This is a genomic window from Actinomycetes bacterium, assembly GCA_036000965.1.
Classification (GTDB): domain Bacteria; phylum Actinomycetota; class CALGFH01; order CALGFH01; family CALGFH01; genus DASYUT01.
The window spans coordinates 23,485-39,531 of record DASYUT010000178.1; the positions used below are offsets into that span (position 1 = coordinate 23,485).

A 16,047-nucleotide genomic window follows, 5' to 3' on the forward strand; every position below is an offset into this window, starting at 1 on the left:
TGGCCACAAGGTAGATTTTGGTCGTTGTGTTCCCCCTGGCGACTGGGGATCGCGCCGCAGCGAGTCCAGACAAACTGGCCCCAGCGACAACGGCCCAGCGACAACTGGCCCCAGCAACAACTGGCCCCAGCGACACAACCGGCCCCAGCGACACAACCGGCCCCAGCGACTCCAGGTAACTGTAGAGATAGACTGCGGCTACCGCAGCCCGCGACACGGGCGCAACGGCCAGTAGGCGGTGTGCGTAGATGCACAGGAGGGTCTCCCTCGCCGGCCAGCTTCTCGCGCTGCAGCTGATCATCGTGCTCGTCGTCCTGGTCGTGGTCGCCGCCGTCTCCCTCGCCCAGGCGCAGGCCAGCTTCCGCCGGGTGGAGGGGCGGCGGGTCCTGTCGGTCGCCGAGACGGCGGCGGCCACCAACCTCGTCCGGGACGGGCTGACCGATCCAGTCCGGCGCGGGCCGCTGGCGACCGTCGTCGAAGGCTTCCGCGACCTGTCCGAAGCCTCGTACGTCGTCATCGCCGGCAACGACGGGAGGATCGTGTCCTCGACCGACCCGGGCCAGGTCGGTCGTGCCCTGCGCCTGCACGGCAGTGACGTCCTCCAGGGTCGCGCCTGGGAGGGGGTCGTCACGGACCACGGCGTCACCGCGGTCGTCGCGCACGTGCCTGTCATCAGCCACGAGCGCAGGACCCTCGGCAGGACCGTTGGCCTCGTCGCCGTCGGGGCCAACCTGCCCAGCCTGTGGGACAGCCTGGGGAGCGCCACGCCCAACCTGCTCGCCTATCTGGGGATTGCCAGTGCCCTGGGTGTGGCCGGCTCGCTCCTGCTGGCCCGGCGGGTGAAGCGGCAGACGCTCGGGCTCGAGCCCAGGGCGATCACCGGCCTGGTCGAGCATCGGGACGCGATGCTGCACGGGATCAAGGAAGGAGTCGTCGGTCTGGATCCCCGGCACCGCGTCACGCTCGTCAACGACGAGGCCATGCACCTGCTCGACCTGCCGGTGGACAGCGTCGGCAGGACGCTCGGCGAGCTCGGCGTCGACCGGCGGCTGTACGACGTCCTCACTGGACGAACCCAGGGCCAGGACCAGATCGTGCTGCTGGGCGAGCGTGTCCTGATCCTCAACCGCATGCCGATCTCATCCCGGGGCAGGCCGATCGGCTCGGTGACGACCCTGCGGGACCGCACCGAGCTGGTCTCCCTGCAGCGCGAGCTCGACGTGACCCGTACCACCACTGACACGCTGCGCGCCCAGGCGCACGAGTTCAGCAACCAGCTGCACACCATCTCCGGGCTCATCCAGCTGGAGGAGTACCCGGAGGTCGTGCGCTACGTGACCCGGCTGAGCCGCTCCCAGGCGCGACTCAACGACAAGGTGACCTCCCGCGTCGACGACCCCTCCCTGGCCGCCCTGCTCATCGCCAAGGCCAGCCAGGCGGCCGAGCAGGGAGCCCAGCTACGGATCTCCGAATGCACCCGCCTCGGCCGTGTCGACGACCTCCTGTCCGCCGATCTGACCACGGTCGTCGGCAACCTCGTCGACAACGCCCTGGACGCCATCGGCTACGCGCCTGACGGCTGGGTGGCGGTCGAGATCGTCGAGGGGGACGGCAGCGTGTGCGTCGTGGTGCGCGACTCGGGACCCGGCGTCACCCCGGAGCTGGCCGAGGAGGTCTTCAGGCACGGCTTCACCACCAAGGCTGCCGGAGCCCCAGGCCAGCGCGGCATCGGGCTCGCGCTGACCCAGTTGGTCTGCACGCGGCGCGGCGGCCAGGTGAGCGTGCGCAACGACGACGGCGCGGTCTTCACCGCCGAGCTTCCCGCCTCGGGCAGGGTGGCCTCGTGATCGGCGTGCTGGTCGTCGACGACGACTTCATGGTGGCCAAGATCCACGCCGCGTTCGTCGAACGCACGCCCGGGTTCACGGTCGCCGGCGTGGCCCACAAGGGCGTCGACGCGCTGCGCGCCGTCCACGAGCTGCATCCCGGCCTGGTGCTGCTCGACATCTACCTGCCCGACATGAGCGGCGTCAGGGTACTGGAGACGCTGCGTGCCGAGGTGCCCGACGTCGACGTGCTGGTCGTCACCGCGGCCCGCGAGGTCGACACCGTCCGCCGGACGCTCCGCGGCGGCGTCGTCAACTACCTCATCAAACCGTTCGAGTACGACGCACTACGCGAGCGTCTCGAGCACTACGCAGCCGCCCACCACCATCTCGCCGACGTCTCCACCGCCGCCCAGTCGGACGTGGACCGGGTCTTCGGCACCAGGACGTTGTCCAAGCCCCCGCCAAAAGGGCTCAGTGCGGAAACCGCCGAGCTCGTCAAGGGCGTGCTCCGCGAGGCCTTGACCGACCTCTCCGCGTCCGAGTGCGCCGCCCTCGCCGGCCTGTCGCGCATCAGCGCCCGGCGCTACCTCGAGTACTTCGCCGAGACCGGCACGGTGAAGGTGCGGCTGCGGTACGGGGCCACGGGCCGACCCGAGCGGCGCTACGGCTGGCGCGGCTCCTGAGGCTCCCGCCGCCCTGGCTGACGTCAGGCCGGCGAGGGCACCGGTATCCGGATGGTCGTCTGCGACCTCGAGCGGACGCTCACCGCGGCCGATGCCAACGCGCTGCGCGACCGGGTGCACGAGTGCCTGACGGGCTAGGGCGCGCTCAGCCTCTGGTGCCCGGGTCGCCGGGCTTGAAGCTGCCCCGCCAGACCGCACCCGGCGGGCCCGCGGCGCCCAGCCGCTTGCCGTTGACGGTGAGCTCGACCCCGCCGGCGTTGCCGAGGATCACGTCGACCGTCCGGTCGGCGCTGAACGGGCGCTGCTCCGACGCGGCCGGCGTGCCCTGGAAGGCGACCCTGCCGTCGACCTTCACCAGGGTCCAGGAGGGCGCGGTGTAGTGCAGCAGGACGCTGACGCCCCTGGTGGCGGGCACCGTCGTCGTGGTGGCCCTGGGGCCGGCGGGCGCCGGCGCGGCCGTTGCCGGCGGGTTCCTGGCCAGGAACCCAGGGGCGGTTCCGGTGGCCGGGCCGGTCGGCTTGAAGAGCTGGTAGAGGGAGGCGGCCAGGAAGATCGAGGCGGCCACGATGCCGACGGTCACCCAGTTGGGAGCCCGCCGCCGCCCCTCCAGCTGCCCGATCGGGGCCGGGACGCGCTCGATGACCAGGGCGTCGTCGCGCTCCTGGGCACGGTAGGCCTCGACCAGCGGCGCCGGGTCGAGGCCCAGGAACCCGGCGTAGGAGCGCAGGAACCCCTTGGCGTAGACGTCGCCGCCGAGGGCGGAGAACCGCTCCTCCTCGAGCGCCTCCAGGTAGCCGGAGCGGATGTGGGTGGCGGCCGAGGCGTCCTGGAAGGACACCCCCCGCGCCTCCCGGGCCGAGCGCAGCGTGTCGCCGATGGTGCCCAGCGGAGACCCCCTCTGCGAACTCGGAGTTGCCACCCCGGTCGACAGGATCGGGGAAAGCCGGGAAGCGGTGGAGCAGGCAGCGATTGCGTCGAGCAGGCAGCGATTGTATGGAAGCCCCATCCCACCGGCAACGGCGTCAGGCCTCCTCGCCGACGATCTCGCCGTAGCCTTCCTCACGGCTCCTGAGCTGCTCGAGCTGCTCGACGGTCATGAGCACGTCCCTGGGCTTGGAGCCCTCCGACGGCCCCACGACCCCGCGCTCCTCGAGCTGGTCCATGATGCGGCGGGCGCGCGAGAAGCCGACCTTCATCTTCGACTGCAGCATCGAGGTCGACCCGAGCCCGGAGCGCACGATGATCTCCATCGCCTGGGTGAGCAGCGGGTCCTCGTCGCCGTCGTCGTCGCTGGTCGCCCGGCCCTCGGCCACCACCCCGGACTGGTAGGCGGCCTGCCGCTGGGCCTTGCAGTAGGCCACCACCGCCTCCACCTCCTTCTCGGTGATGAAGGCGCCCTGGATGCGGCGCGGCTTGGAGGTTCCGCCGGGCAGGTAGAGCATGTCGCCGTGGCCGACCAGCTTGTCGGCGCCGCCGGCGTCCAGGATGACCCGGGAGTCCTGGCCGCTGGCGACCATGAACGCGATCCGGCTGGGGATGTTGGCCTTGATGAGCCCGGTGACCACGTCCACCGACGGGCGCTGGGTGGCCACGACCAGGTGGATCCCGACGGCCCGCGCCATCTGCGCGATGCGGCAGATGGCGTCCTCGACGTCGCGGGGGGCGACCATCATCAGGTCGGACAGCTCGTCGATCACGACCACGATGTAGGGCAGGGTAGGGCGGGCCGTGTCGCCGTCGGGGCGGCCGTCGTCGTCGAGGGTGACCGACGGCAGGCTGGGCAGGGTGCCCTCCACGGCCGCCTTGTTGTAGGCGGCGACGTTGCGGACCCCGGCGAGCGCCAGCGTCTCGAGGCGCATCTCCATCTCGCGCACCGCCCAGTTGAGCGCCTCGCTGGCCCGTTTGGGGTGGGTCACCACCGGTGTGACCAGGTGGGGTGCGCCCTCGTAGTTGGTCATCTCGACCCGCTTGGGGTCGATCAGGATGAGGCGGACCTGGTCGGGCGGGTTGCGCATGAGCAGGCTGGTGACGAGCACGTTGAGGCAGACCGACTTGCCCGACCCGGTGGACCCGGCGATCAGCACGTGCGGCATCTCGGCCAGGTTGGCCAGGACGGGGTCCCCACCGATGTCCTTGCCCAGCGCCACCAGCAGCGGGTGGCTCTCCTTGAGGCTGGGCACGTCGAGGATGTCACCCAGGGTGACCAGCTCGCGGTCGCGGTTGGGCACCTCGATGCCGATCGCCGACTTGCCGGGGATGGGGGCGATGATGCGCACGTCGGGCGAGGCGAGCGCGTAGGCGATGTCGTGGGAGAGCCCGACGACCCGGGCGACCTTGACGGCCGGCCCCAGCTCGACCTCGTAGCGGGTCACGGTCGGGCCCCTGGTGTAGCGGGCGACCTGCGCGTCGACCTCGAACTGGTCCAGGGTGCGCTCGAGGACCTGCGCGGTCTCGTCGAGCCGGCGGTCGTCGACCGGACGGTGCCTGCCCTTGCGGAGCAGCTTGGAGGGCGGGACGGTGTAGGCGCCGCCGGCTTGGGCCTGCAGGCTCATGGCGAGCTGGGTCGCCTCGCCGGCCTCGGGCAGCTCGGCGGGCACGGGCATGGGTGGCGGGGGTGTCCTGGCCGCCCCGGCAGGCGGCTCGTCGGCGCCCCCGGCCGGCTCGGTCGCGCCGGCGCCCCCGGGCGGCTCGGTCGCGCCTGCGCCCCCGGGCGGCTCGGTCGCGCCTGCGCCGCCGGCCACCGAGGCCGGCCGGCGGCCCCGGCGGCGCTCGCGGGTGACGACCTGGTCCGGCTCGCCGGGCAGGTCGTCGAGCGTGACCGGCTTGACCGGCCCACTCGCCGGCTCGTCCGGGACCGCCGGGGCCGGGAGCGAGGGCGGGGTCGCCCACGACCTGAGGACTCGGCCGGCGTGCGCGATGCCCCGCCCCACCGACGCCACCGAGGTCCTGGTGGCGATGAGCGCGCCGAGGAACAGCAGGCAGACGAAGACCGCCCGGGCGCCCCAGACCGAGAGCAGGCCGGCCAGGGGCGCCGCGGTGACCGCCCCGGCCAGGCCGCCCGAGGTCTGCAGCACGTCGGGGGGGGCTGAGGCCGGAGGGGCGCCCTCGGCCAGGTGGAGCAGGCCGAGGCCGCCCAGCAGGAACGCGAACAGCCCGATGGCGACCCTGGCCCCGACCGCCTCGTCGGGCCTGGCCGCGGACCGGCGGAACAGGGCGACCGCGACCAGGGCGACCAGCAGCGGCACGGCGTAGGCGCCCCAGCCGAACACCCCGCGCAGCAGCAGCTCGAAGAAGCGGCCGGCGCGGCCGCCGTCGTGGAACCACACCCCCAGGGCGAACATGGCGGCCACCAGGATCAGCACGACCCCCTGGATGTCGCCCTTGTGGGGCGAGAGGGCCTGCCGCGACCCCTGGCTGATCTTCTGGGTCCGCGAGGGCGTGGCCGTTCGGCGCTTGGCCGGCGGCCGGCGCTTGGCCGGGGGGCGGGTGCGGGCCTTGGCCATGCTCTGCTAGACCTCCATCACCGTAGGGATGATGACCGGCCGGCGCTGGGTGCGCTCCTTGAACAGGGCGGCGGCGGTCTGGCGCATGTACTGCTTGAGGATGTTGGGGTCCCCCACGCCCTCGGCGGCCGCCTTGTCGAGCACCTCGAGGACGCGGGTGCGGGCCTCCTCGATCAGGTCGCCCGACTCCGGCTCGTAGACGAACCCGCGGGTGACGATGTCCGGGCCCGCCAGCACCTTGCCGGTCTGGACCTCGATCGTGGCCACGATGTGGACGAAGCCCTCGCCGCCGAGCTTGCGCCGGTCGCGCAGGACGGCGTCGCCCACGTCGCCGACGCCGAGCCCGTCGACGAACACCACGCCGGCGGGGACCTGGTGGCCGCGCCGGACCCGGCCTGCGTCGAGCTCCACCACGTCGCCGTCCTCGCAGATGAAGACGTGGTCGCGGGGCACGCCGGTCGACTCGGCGAGCTTGGCGTGCTGGGCCAGGTGGCGGTACTCGCCGTGGACGGGCACGAAGTGCCGCGGGCGCAGGGTGGACAGCAGCAGCGTCAGCTCGCCCTGGGCGGCGTGCCCGGACACGTGGACCTTGGCGTTGCCCCGGTGGTAGACGACGGCGCCCTGCCGGGAGAGGTCGTTCACGGTCCGGTAGACGGCCGCCTCGTTGCCGGGGATCAGCGACGACGACAGCACCACGGTGTCGCCCGGCTCGATCCGCACCCACTTGTGGTCCCGGCCCGCCATGAGGGTGAGGGCGGAGAACGGCTCGCCCTGGGAGCCGGTGCACAGCACCACCGTCTCGGCCGGGTGCCTCGAGGTCAGCTCCTCGACCGGGATCAGCAGCCCGTGCGGGAGCCGCAGGTAGCCGAGCTCGCTGGCCACGCGCACGTTGCGGAGCATGCTGCGTCCGACCAGGGCCACCTTGCGGCCCAGGCCCGCCGCGGCGTCGAGGATCTGCTGCATGCGGTGCACGTGGCTGGCGAAGCAGGCGACCACGATGCGCCGCTCGGCCGTCTCGAAGATGTCGGTGAGGACCCGGCCGACCTCGACCTCGGAGGGGATGAACCCGGGCGTGTCGGCATTGGTCGAGTCGGCCAGGAGCAGGTCGATGCCCTCGGCGGCCAGCCGGGCGAGCCCGCCCAGGTCGGTGGGGCGCCCGTCGATCGGGGTGAGGTCCATCTTGAAGTCGCCGGTGTGCACGATCACGCCGTCGGCGGTGCGGACCGCCACCGCGACGCCGTCGGGGATCGAGTGGGACACGGCGAAGAACTCGAGGTCGAACGGGCCCAGGCTGGTGCGGTCGCCGGCGGCGACCTCGACCAGGGACGGGGCCAGCTCGTGCTCCTCGAGCTTGGCCGCGAGCATCCCGAGCGACAGCCGCGTGCCGTACACGGGCACGTCGTAGTCGCGCAGGAAGTACGGCAGGGCGCCCATGTGGTCCTCGTGCGCGTGGGTGAGGACCACCCCGGCGACCCGCTCCGGCTCGTCGGCCAGCCACGAGAAGTCGGGCAGGATGATGTCGACGCCGGGCTGGTCGGCGTCGGGGAACGCCAGGCCGCAGTCGATCAGCAGCCGCGCCCCGGCATGCTCGACCACCGTGCAGTTGCGGCCGATCTCGCCGACGCCGCCGAGGAAGGCGACGCGCGTCGGCCCGGGCCTGCCCGCCCCGCCAGGCCCGGCCGCCCCGCCAGGCATGCTCACCCCGCCAGGCCCGGCCGCCCTTGCGGGCCCGGTCGCCCGGCCGGGCCCGGCCGGCACGGTGCCGGCGGGCCGGTCAGCCACTGGCACCTCCCTGGGGCTCGAGGCCGAGGTCGGCCAGCAGGCCGCGCATGAACTCGGCCTGCTCGGGCGTTGCGTCGACCAGCGGGGAGCGCAGCGGACCGGCCGGCAGGCCGAGCTGGTTCAGGGCGGACTTGAGCAGGATCGGGCTCGAGGTGGCGAACGCCCCCTCGAACAGGGCCAGGTGGCGCAGGTGGAGGCCGAGCGCAGTGCGGTTGTCGCCCCGCTCGAATGCGGCCACCAGCTCCTGGATGGCCGGCCCGACCAGGTGCGACAGCACGCTGACCACGCCCACACCACCGACCGCGAGCAGGGGCAGGAGGTTCTTGTCGTCGCCCGAGTACATCTCGATCGCGCCGCCGGTCTCCCGGTACAGGCGGCTGGCCGCCGCCATGTCCCCCACCGCGTCCTTGACCGCGACGACGTTGTCGAGCTCGGCCAGGCGGACCAGGGTGGGCACCTCGATCAGGCACGCGGTCCGGGACGGGATGTTGTAGAGCATGCAGGGCAGACCGGTCGACCGGGCGATCGCGGTGAAGTGGGCGACCAGCCCGGCCTGGGGAGGCTTGTTGTAGTAGGGGCTGACGAGCAGGAGCGCGCCCGCCCCGGCCTTCTCGGCGAGCTGGGTCAGCTCGATCGACTCGGCGGTCGAGTACGTCGAGGTCCCGGCCATGACCCGGCCCGGGTCCCCGGCCGCCTCGACGACCGCCGCCCACAGCCGCGACTTCTCCTCGGCGGTGAGGGTGGGCGACTCCCCGGTGGTGCCAGCCACCACGAGCGTGTCCGTGCCGTTGTCGAGCAGGTGGCGGGCCAGGCGCTGGGCACCGTCGAGGTCGAGCGCGCCGTCGCCGGTGAACGGGGTGGCCATGGCCGTGAGCACGCGGCCGAAGCGACCAGGCATGCGATCGTCTCCTTGTCCATGCGGGGCGGATCCATGCGGGAGCAGGTCCTGCCGGCAGCCACCGGGAATTCTACTCGGACGTCCACCCGGCACCCGGGACGTTCTCTCCATCCGGCACGCCTCGTCCCGCGTGCCCGCCCCGGTTGGCGGGGGCCCGCCGCCAGGACCTGCTCCCGCGGCGCCTCAGCGGGTGGCGAAGTAGGCGACGAGGGCGATGGCCGTGGCGATCACCGTCCCGAAGGCGAGCAGCGTGGGGGTGAGGCGCCTGGACGCCACCCGGCGCCTGGTGGAGACCGGCGGGGCGAGCGCACCGAACGGCGGCAGGGTCGGGGCCTGGGCCGCCGACCCGGCCACGGTGGCTGGCGCAGGCGCCGAGAGGACCGTCGGCGGCGACCCGGCCGCCTCCGGCTCCACCTCGAACAGCGTCTCCCCGATCTCGACCCGGTCGCCCGGCACCAGCCGGACTGCGCCGTGGATCCGGTCGCCGTTGACCCGCGTGCCGTTGAGCGAGCCGAGGTCTTCGATCTCCAGACCTACGGCCACCTCCAGGCCGGTGGCCACTGGCCGGACGACGGCGTGCCGCCGGGACACCTCGGGGTCGTCGAGGGTGAGATGCGCCTGCTCGCGGCCGAGCAGCAGCTCGGAGCCGACCTCGACGCGGCGGCCGGCGAGCGGACCGTTCCTGAACACAAGCGTTGGCATCGACGCTGCTCCTCTGGCTGCGCTCCTAACCGGGTGACCAGAGGTTCTGTCCGTCATCACGGACAACGGCCCAGGTCGTCGGGTGGCGTTGCGGACAGGACTTCTGAGCTGCTCCTAGGGCTGGTCGGCGGCGACGCGCAGCATGCGCGCGAACGCGGTGGCGGTCGTGGGGCGGCGGCTGGAGTCCTTGGCCAGCGCCTGCCTGACCGCCCAGGACAGCATGGGCGACAGGTCGGCGCGGCCGGCCGCGGCGTCGGGCGGCTCCTGCTGGAGGTGGGCGACCCCAACCTCCAGGACGCTCTTGCCCGCGAACGGGGGGACACCGGCCATGCACTCGAACACCACGCAGCCGAGTGCGTAGATGTCGCTCGGCGGCCCGGCCGGCACCCCCCGGATCAGCTCGGGCGCGAGGTAGTCGAGCGTGCCGAGCACCTGGCCGGGCCGGGTGAGAACGGTGTACGCCCGGCCCTTGGCCAGGCCAAGGTCGCCGAGCACGGCCGACCCGGCCCGGTCCAGCAGGACGTTCGACGGCTTGACGTCGCGGTGGACGAGCCCCCGGGCGTGCAGCACGTCCAGGGCCGCGCCTACCTCGGCGGCGAGCCGGAGCAGGTCGAGGAGCGGCAGCGGCCCCTCGGCTGCGAGCCGGTCGGCCAGCGACCAGCCCTCCACGTAGCCAACCGCGAGGTAGAGGAGCCCTTCAGCCTCGCCGGCCTCGAGCACGCGGGCGAGGTGCGGGTGCGCGACCTCGGCGGCGGCCCTCGCCTCGTGCGCGAACCGGCGCCGGTAGACGTCGTCGGCGGCCAGCTCGCGCCGCAGGACCTTGAGCGCGACGATCGCGCCATCGGGCTCGTGGACGCCACGGAAGACCACGCCCATCGCGCCCTCGCCGAGCCGAGCGTCGAGCCGGTACGGGCCGAGGCGGTCACCGGCCTCGGGGTCGCCGCCGTATTGCTTCGCTTGGCACATTTGTGCGTAGCATACCGTCCATGCAGGAGCGCTTGAACGGCGCGGAAGCCAGCCGCAAGCATGGCCCCCCCTGGCACGGCCTCCGGAGGCACGGCTCCCGCAGGCACGGCCGCCGCAGGGTCGCCCTCGCCTACGTCGTGCTCCTTGCCCTCGTCGCGGCCGTGGCGGTCGTCGTCTTCCAGGCCGGACGGCATGAGCGCCCGGCGCGGCGCGTTGCCGGCGACTACCGGCTGGACGCCGCCTCGCCCTGCCTCGGCGACCGCGGCCAGCATTTCGAGCTGCGGCAGTCGGGACAGTTCGTGAGCCTCGACGGGCCTCGCGCGCCTCAGGGGAAGCGGCCGGGGCAGGTCGCCGGCAAGCTCCGCGTCGAGGGCGACCGCGTCGAGGGCGACCGCGTCGAGGGCGCGGTCACCTGCCGCGACGGCCGGCGCACCGGGCTCACCCTCAGGGCAACCGGCCCGGCCGCGCTCGGTGGCTCGGTCGCCGGGACCGCGGTCACCGCGACGCGCGTGGGCGGGGAGGCCGGCCCGGCCCCGCCGGGGCGCGGGCGGCCGCCGTCCGCGGAGGAGACGTTCGGCCAGCTCATGCTCGCCGTCGCCGCCGTGATCCTCGCCGCCCGCCTGGTCGGGGCGGCGGTGCGCCGGATCGGGCAGCCGAGCGTGATGGGCGAGGTGCTCGCCGGCATCCTGCTCGGCCCGACGCTGGTCCGCACCGTCGCCCCTGGCCTGTCGAACCTGCTCTTCCCCGACTTCGTGATCCCCCTGCTGCGGGCCGCCGCCAACATCGGGCTCGCCTTCTACATGTTCCTGGTCGGCCTGGAGCTCGACCCGAGGATCCTGCGCGGCCGGGTCGAGCAGGCGGCGCTGATCTCGCACGCGAGCATCGCCATCCCGATGAGCCTCGGGATCGCGGTGGCGCTGCCGCTGTACGAGCTGATCGGACCGGACACCTCGTTCGTCCCCTTCGCGCTGTTCATGGGCGTCGCCATGTCCATCACCGCGTTCCCCGTGCTGGCCCGCATCCTCCTGGAGCGCCGCATGCTGAAGCGCCCGGTCGGCGCGATCGCGATGGGCGCCGCGGCGGTGGACGACGTGACCGCGTGGGGGCTGCTCGCGCTCTCGACCGCGGTGGCCGGGACCGGCTCGGGCCTCGTCGTGGTCAGGGTGGTCGCGCTCGCGGCCGTGTTCTGTGCGACGATGGTGCTCATCGGGCGGCCGCTGCTCGCGCGGGTGTCCGACGCCTACGACGAGGCCGGGCGCGTGCCCGCCGGATGGATCGCGGCCATCTTCGTCGGCGTGCTGCTGTCGTCGTTCGTGACCCAGCGGATCGGCATCGCCGCCATCTTCGGCGCCTTCGTGATGGGCCTCATCATGCCGCGGCGGGCAGACCTCACCCACGACGTCACCAGGCGGGTCGAGGACTTCGTGGTGACCGTGCTCCTGCCGCTGTTCTTCGTGGTGACCGGGCTCCGGGTCCAGGTGGGCCTGCTGGACCGCCCCGAGCTGTGGCTGCTTGCGCTGGTCCTGCTGCTGGTGGCCATCGCTGGCAAGTGGCTCGGGGCCATGGGCGCAGCACGCTTCACCGGCTTCTCGCTCCGCGAGTCGGCCGCGGTCGGGGCGCTCATGAACACCCGCGGGCTCACCGAGCTGATCGTGCTCAACATCGGGCTCGAGCTCGGCGTGGTGTCGCCGGCGCTGTTCACGATGCTCGTCATCATGGCGCTCGTGACCACGTTCATGACCGGGCCGGCGCTGCGGCTGATCGACCCGCGCGGGGAGCTCGGCGCCCGCCCCGAGGACGAGCTGCGGGCGGCCGCGGAACCCGAGACCGAGCCACCGCCCGCGCGCGCGATCCTCGTGGCCCCCCAGGACGAGCGGAACGTCGACTGGCTGCTCGCCCTCGCGACCCCGCTGGCCAGCTCCCGGCCGGCCCGGGAGCTGATCCTCGCCCGCCTGCTCGTGCCGTCACGGGCCGCCACCGGCGTGGCGGCCGAGGACCGCGAGCTGGCACGGACGGTCGACGACCTCCACCGGCGGCGCGCCGGGCTCGTCGCCGCGGGCCTGGCCACGCGCGTGGTCGCCTTCACCTCGGTCGACCCGGGCGAGGACCTCGTGCGTCTCACCTCGCAGGAGGACGTCGACCTGCTGCTCGTCGACGGCCGCCGCCCGCTGGTCGGCGAGGGCGTGCCCCGGGGCTCGGTCGGCGCCGTGCTCCTGCGCGCCCCCTGCGACGTCGCGGTGCTGGTGGACCGCGAGCACCGGGCGTTCGAGATCGGCTCCGAGCACGCCGTGCTGGTGCCGTTCGGCGGCGCCGAGCACGACTGGGCAGCGCTCGAGCTGGGCGCCTGGATCGCCAGCGCCCGGGGCGCACCGGTCCGGCTGCTCGGGGCAGCGAGCGACCTCGCCGAGGGGCGGCGTGACGCGAGCCGGCTGCTCGGCAACGCCTCGCTCGTGCTTCAGCAGCTCGCCGGGATCGCGGCCGAGCCGCTGCTCATCGAGCCCGGGCGTGCAGGGGTCGTGCGCGCCGCCGAGGGCGCCGGGCTGCTCGTCATCGGCCTGTCCGAGCGGTGGCGCGACGAGGGGCTCGGGCCGGTGCGCTCGGAGATCGCCAGGACGGCGCCAGCGCCGACGCTCTTCGTCCGCCGCGGGGCGCGGCCGGGCGCGCTCGCCCCCCGCACCGATCTCACCCGGTTCGCCTGGTCGGAGGCGGGGCCGGGCCGCCCGGGCTGACGAGTTCCGACCACCCCGGTAACGCCCCAGCAGGCCCACCCCGATCGCGCCTCCGCCCATCTGCCACGACCCCGCGCCCGTCCGGCCCGACCCCGCGCCCGTCCGGCCGGGCCGGCGCCCCTCCGGCCCGGCCCCGCGCCGTCCGCCGCGGCCCGCACCCGCCCGGCCTGACCCGCGCCCGTCTGACCTGACGCGCGCCCATCCGGCCCGGCCGGCGCCCGTCCGGCCCGGCCCGGCCCGGCCCGTTCCGGTCCCGGGACCGTGGATGCTACGCTCCCGCCAAGATGACGCTCGCACAGCCTCGTGACACGACGATCGCGGTGGTCGGCGACGGCTTCGGCTCCGCGCTCGTCTACACGACCGCCGTCTACCTCGGGTTCCGTCCCGAGCAGGTCACGGTCTACGGGACCAACGGCAACCCCGTCTCCACCTACCAGCAGTTCGCCTTCAACCTGGGCCAGACCGTGCTGCGGTCGGAGTCGGAGTCCCACTTCCTGCCTGCCGACTGGCCCACCTTCGCCCAGCTCGACGCCTGGTCGCGGCGGAGCCTCGCGCCGCTGCTGCGGTCGGTGCGGCGCAAGTACAACCCGGGGGTGCCCGACATCCTCGCGGAGGTGACCGCCGTGCAGCACCGGCTCGGCTGGAACGCCAGCCGGCTGCCGAGGCGGGTCGGCTGGCTCCAGCGCGAGGAGGGGCCGCCGCCGCACTTCGTCCTCTACGACGAGGACGCCAACTACGCCGGCCGCGCCAGGCACGTGATGCTCGCGCTCGGGCATGGCCCGCTGTCGTTCCCGCCCGCGCTCGCGGCGGCAAGGGACGACCCGGCTCTCGCGGACCGGGTCGTGCAGGCCTACGAACCGAAGGCCTACGCCGCCGGCGGCCGGTACGTCGTGCTCGGGGCCGGCATCGCCTCGGTGAACGAGTGGGCCAACGCGCTCGACGTCGGCGCCAAGGTCGTCTCGCTGCTGCGGAGCCCAGTCCCGGACGAGCAGGACCTGAACACGCCCCGCTGCTTCTTCGAGGCGCTCGGCATCGACGCCTACCAGGGGCTCCCGTTCGACCAGCGGCTCGAGTTCCTGGCCAAGATCCTGAAAGGCACCTCGCCGAAGCGCCGGAGCTGGGAGCAGAAGGTCCGCCAGGGACGCGAGGAGGGCCGCTTCGAGCAGCTCATGGGCGAGATCGACCGGGTCGAGGCGGGCCCGGCCGGGCTCCGCATCCACGTGACGAGCCGCGACGGGGCAGGGCCGGGCTGGCTCGACGTCACCGGCGTGGTCGCTGCGACCGGGTTCCAGAAGCCGGCCCTCGCGCTGCCGCTGCTCCGACGCCTCATCCAGCACTACGACCTGCCCGTTCAGGAGGGCCGGCTGCTGCTGCGCGCCAACTGCGGCGTGCCCGTCCTGGACCGGCCCGATTCGCGCCTGTGCATGATGGGGATCCACGCTAACCCGGTCGTCCCGAACGGTGACACGATCGCCGGGCTCAAGTACGTCGCCCGCCGCTTCGTGGCCGACTGCGCCCGGGCCGAGCGGCTCGCCTACCGGCCCTTCCCGGCCCGCCTGCGGCTGCAGCTCTCCCTGGCCTCGTCGGCGGCCGGGGCCATCCGCCGCGTCCGGCGCGAGGAGCAGCTGGCCTGATGTGCCCCACGGTGCTCGGCCGGGTCCAGACCAGGGTGGCCATCCTGGTCGGCCCGGCCATCCTGGCCGCGATCCTCTCCCTGGTCACCCGCGACGAGGGCTGGATCGTCACCATCGGGATCTACCTGCTGCTCGGCGTGGCGCTCGACACGACCTTCTACCCCAGGGTCATCAAGTGGCAGCCGCCGTGGCTCACCTTCGTCCTCGGCGTCGGCGAGTTCGTCCTGCTGTTCGTGCTCCTCAAGGTGCTCAAGCCCGGGCAGCCCGGCTTCGGCGACCCGGACGCGCTCCTGGGGAGAGGCGACTGGAAGCCGATCCTGCTGTTCTGGGTGGCCTGGCTCATCGCCGTCACCACCCGGATCGTGGTCCTGCCGATCCTGTCGCTGTCCCGGCTGGAGGACGGCGGCGAGTTCCGGGCGACCGGCTGGACGGTCAACCCGGAGGCCACGCCGCTGCCGGTGGTGGCGGCCGTGAGCCCGGACGCGGCCCAGGGCGGGCTGGTGCGGGAGTTCTCCGCGGTGCACCAGATCCCGGCGGAGCGGCGCCCGCCGCTGTCCGGGGCACACCAGCGACCGGGGGCGGGCGAGCGACCCGGGGCGGGCGAGCGACCCGGGGTGGGGGAGCAGCCGGGGGCGGGCGCCACCCCCGGCGGGTGAGCAAGGCGGTCACCGCGTCGCCAGGTAGATCAGCACCACCAGCACGACGAGCACGAACACGGCCAGCGGGGCCGTCCTCGCCTTGCCCTTGGCCCGCGCGTCGAGCAGCGGATCCAGGGTGCTGGCGGTCGGCTCGGCGACGGTCGGGCCGAGGTCGTCCAGGAGGTTCCCGAGGTCGTCCAGAAGCTCCCCCGGCACGTAGTCTGGGGGACGGACCGGCGCGGCCAGCGGGGGCGGGACCGCGTGCACGGCCGATGGGCGCTCCGCGATCTGCCGTGCGGTCCGCAGCTCCAGCAGAGTGACCCCGAGGACCAGCTGGTCGCCCGGGCCGACCCGCACCAGACCCTGCACCTCGTTGCCGTTGACGAAGGTGCCGTTCCTCGAGCCGAGATCCTCGACGATCGCCGCCGAGCCCGACGGCGTGATCCGCGCATGGCGCCGCGAGACCAGGCGGTCGTTCAGCGCGAGGCCCACGTCCCGGGCGCGCCCGATCTCAAGCGGCGCAGGCAGCCCGACCCGGCGTCCGGAGTCCGGCCCCTCGACGATCTCGAGGCTCAGCGGTCCCACCGTCGATCCCTCCTTCTCAGCCGTCTCTCGTGGGTGTTGCCGGGAGGCTGTCTCCCGGCGGTCCTCTGTCGATGTGGGGGGAGCTAGAAACCCCCCCC

Annotated in this window: 12 protein-coding genes; 5 read left to right on the top strand and 7 right to left on the bottom strand. The window is 73.7% G+C overall.

The window, feature by feature from the left end:
* The first annotated feature begins 248 nt into the window (after positions 1-248).
* Both VG276_16190 and VG276_16195 read left to right on the top strand, forming a co-directional pair.
* Complete coding sequence (locus VG276_16190; GenBank protein ID HEV8650889.1) at positions 249-1,847, top strand: ATP-binding protein; 1,599 nt, start codon at positions 249-251, stop codon at positions 1,845-1,847.
* Positions 1,844-2,512, top strand: a complete 669-nt coding sequence (locus VG276_16195) for a response regulator (protein HEV8650890.1) — start codon at positions 1,844-1,846, stop codon at positions 2,510-2,512. The genes VG276_16190 and VG276_16195 overlap by 4 nt, the downstream gene beginning before the upstream one ends.
* A 145-nt stretch (positions 2,513-2,657) precedes the next feature.
* On the opposite strand, the gene VG276_16200 is transcribed toward VG276_16195, so the two are convergent.
* From VG276_16200 to VG276_16225, 6 genes are all read right to left on the bottom strand, one after another.
* Complete coding sequence (locus VG276_16200; GenBank protein HEV8650891.1) at positions 2,658-3,518, bottom strand: helix-turn-helix domain-containing protein; 861 nt, start codon at positions 3,516-3,518, stop codon at positions 2,658-2,660.
* A 16-nt stretch (positions 3,519-3,534) separates the two neighbouring features.
* Positions 3,535-6,015, bottom strand: a complete 2,481-nt coding sequence (locus VG276_16205; GenBank protein HEV8650892.1) for a DNA translocase FtsK 4TM domain-containing protein — start codon at positions 6,013-6,015, stop codon at positions 3,535-3,537.
* A gap of 6 nt (positions 6,016-6,021) precedes the next feature.
* The gene (locus VG276_16210; GenBank protein HEV8650893.1) at positions 6,022-7,710 is read right to left on the bottom strand and encodes a ribonuclease J; all 1,689 of its coding nucleotides are present in this window, start codon (positions 7,708-7,710) and stop codon (positions 6,022-6,024) included.
* A gap of 79 nt (positions 7,711-7,789) precedes the next feature.
* Positions 7,790-8,695 carry a 4-hydroxy-tetrahydrodipicolinate synthase gene (gene dapA, locus VG276_16215; GenBank protein HEV8650894.1) on the bottom strand — a complete coding sequence of 302 codons (906 nt, stop codon included), beginning with the start codon at positions 8,693-8,695 and terminating at the stop codon, positions 7,790-7,792.
* Between the two features lie 183 nt (positions 8,696-8,878).
* Positions 8,879-9,397, bottom strand: coding sequence for an FHA domain-containing protein (locus tag VG276_16220; protein ID HEV8650895.1), 519 nt, complete (start codon positions 9,395-9,397; stop codon positions 8,879-8,881).
* 114 nt (positions 9,398-9,511) lie between these two features.
* Complete coding sequence (locus VG276_16225; GenBank protein HEV8650896.1) at positions 9,512-10,363, bottom strand: serine/threonine-protein kinase; 852 nt, start codon at positions 10,361-10,363, stop codon at positions 9,512-9,514.
* Between the two features lie 20 nt (positions 10,364-10,383).
* Between VG276_16225 and VG276_16230 the strand changes: the two genes are divergently transcribed.
* The 3 genes from VG276_16230 (at position 10,384) to VG276_16240 (ending at position 15,382) form a co-directional block, all read left to right on the top strand.
* Positions 10,384-13,092, top strand: a complete 2,709-nt coding sequence (locus VG276_16230; GenBank protein ID HEV8650897.1) for a cation:proton antiporter — start codon at positions 10,384-10,386, stop codon at positions 13,090-13,092.
* Positions 13,093-13,376: 284 nt separating this feature from the next.
* Positions 13,377-14,726 carry a hypothetical protein gene (locus VG276_16235; GenBank protein ID HEV8650898.1) on the top strand — a complete coding sequence of 450 codons (1,350 nt, stop codon included), beginning with the start codon at positions 13,377-13,379 and terminating at the stop codon, positions 14,724-14,726.
* Positions 14,726-15,382 carry a hypothetical protein gene (locus VG276_16240; GenBank protein HEV8650899.1) on the top strand — a complete coding sequence of 219 codons (657 nt, stop codon included), beginning with the start codon at positions 14,726-14,728 and terminating at the stop codon, positions 15,380-15,382. The genes VG276_16235 and VG276_16240 overlap by 1 nt, the downstream gene beginning before the upstream one ends.
* Positions 15,383-15,391: 9 nt before the next feature.
* On the opposite strand, the gene VG276_16245 is transcribed toward VG276_16240, so the two are convergent.
* Positions 15,392-15,949 carry an FHA domain-containing protein gene (locus VG276_16245; GenBank protein HEV8650900.1) on the bottom strand — a complete coding sequence of 186 codons (558 nt, stop codon included), beginning with the start codon at positions 15,947-15,949 and terminating at the stop codon, positions 15,392-15,394.
* Between the last annotated feature and the right edge of the window lie 98 nt (positions 15,950-16,047).

What these genes read in the sequence shown, in the direction of transcription:
- VG276_16240 (HEV8650899.1), top strand. Translation starts at nt 14,726, where the DNA reads ATGTGCCCCACGGTGCTCGGCCGGGTCCAGACCAGGGTGGCCATCCTG.
- dapA (HEV8650894.1), bottom strand. Translation starts at nt 8,695, where the DNA reads ATGCCTGGTCGCTTCGGCCGCGTGCTCACGGCCATGGCCACCCCGTTC.
- VG276_16230 (HEV8650897.1), top strand. Translation starts at nt 10,384, where the DNA reads ATGCAGGAGCGCTTGAACGGCGCGGAAGCCAGCCGCAAGCATGGCCCC.
- VG276_16190 (HEV8650889.1), top strand. Translation starts at nt 249, where the DNA reads ATGCACAGGAGGGTCTCCCTCGCCGGCCAGCTTCTCGCGCTGCAGCTG.
- VG276_16235 (HEV8650898.1), top strand. Translation starts at nt 13,377, where the DNA reads ATGACGCTCGCACAGCCTCGTGACACGACGATCGCGGTGGTCGGCGAC.
- VG276_16200 (HEV8650891.1), bottom strand. Translation starts at nt 3,518, where the DNA reads ATGGGGCTTCCATACAATCGCTGCCTGCTCGACGCAATCGCTGCCTGC.
- VG276_16225 (HEV8650896.1), bottom strand. Translation starts at nt 10,363, where the DNA reads ATGTGCCAAGCGAAGCAATACGGCGGCGACCCCGAGGCCGGTGACCGC.
- VG276_16210 (HEV8650893.1), bottom strand. Translation starts at nt 7,710, where the DNA reads ATGCCTGGCGGGGCGGCCGGGCCTGGCGGGGCGGGCAGGCCCGGGCCG.
- VG276_16205 (HEV8650892.1), bottom strand. Translation starts at nt 6,015, where the DNA reads ATGGCCAAGGCCCGCACCCGCCCCCCGGCCAAGCGCCGGCCGCCGGCC.
- VG276_16220 (HEV8650895.1), bottom strand. Translation starts at nt 9,397, where the DNA reads ATGCCAACGCTTGTGTTCAGGAACGGTCCGCTCGCCGGCCGCCGCGTC.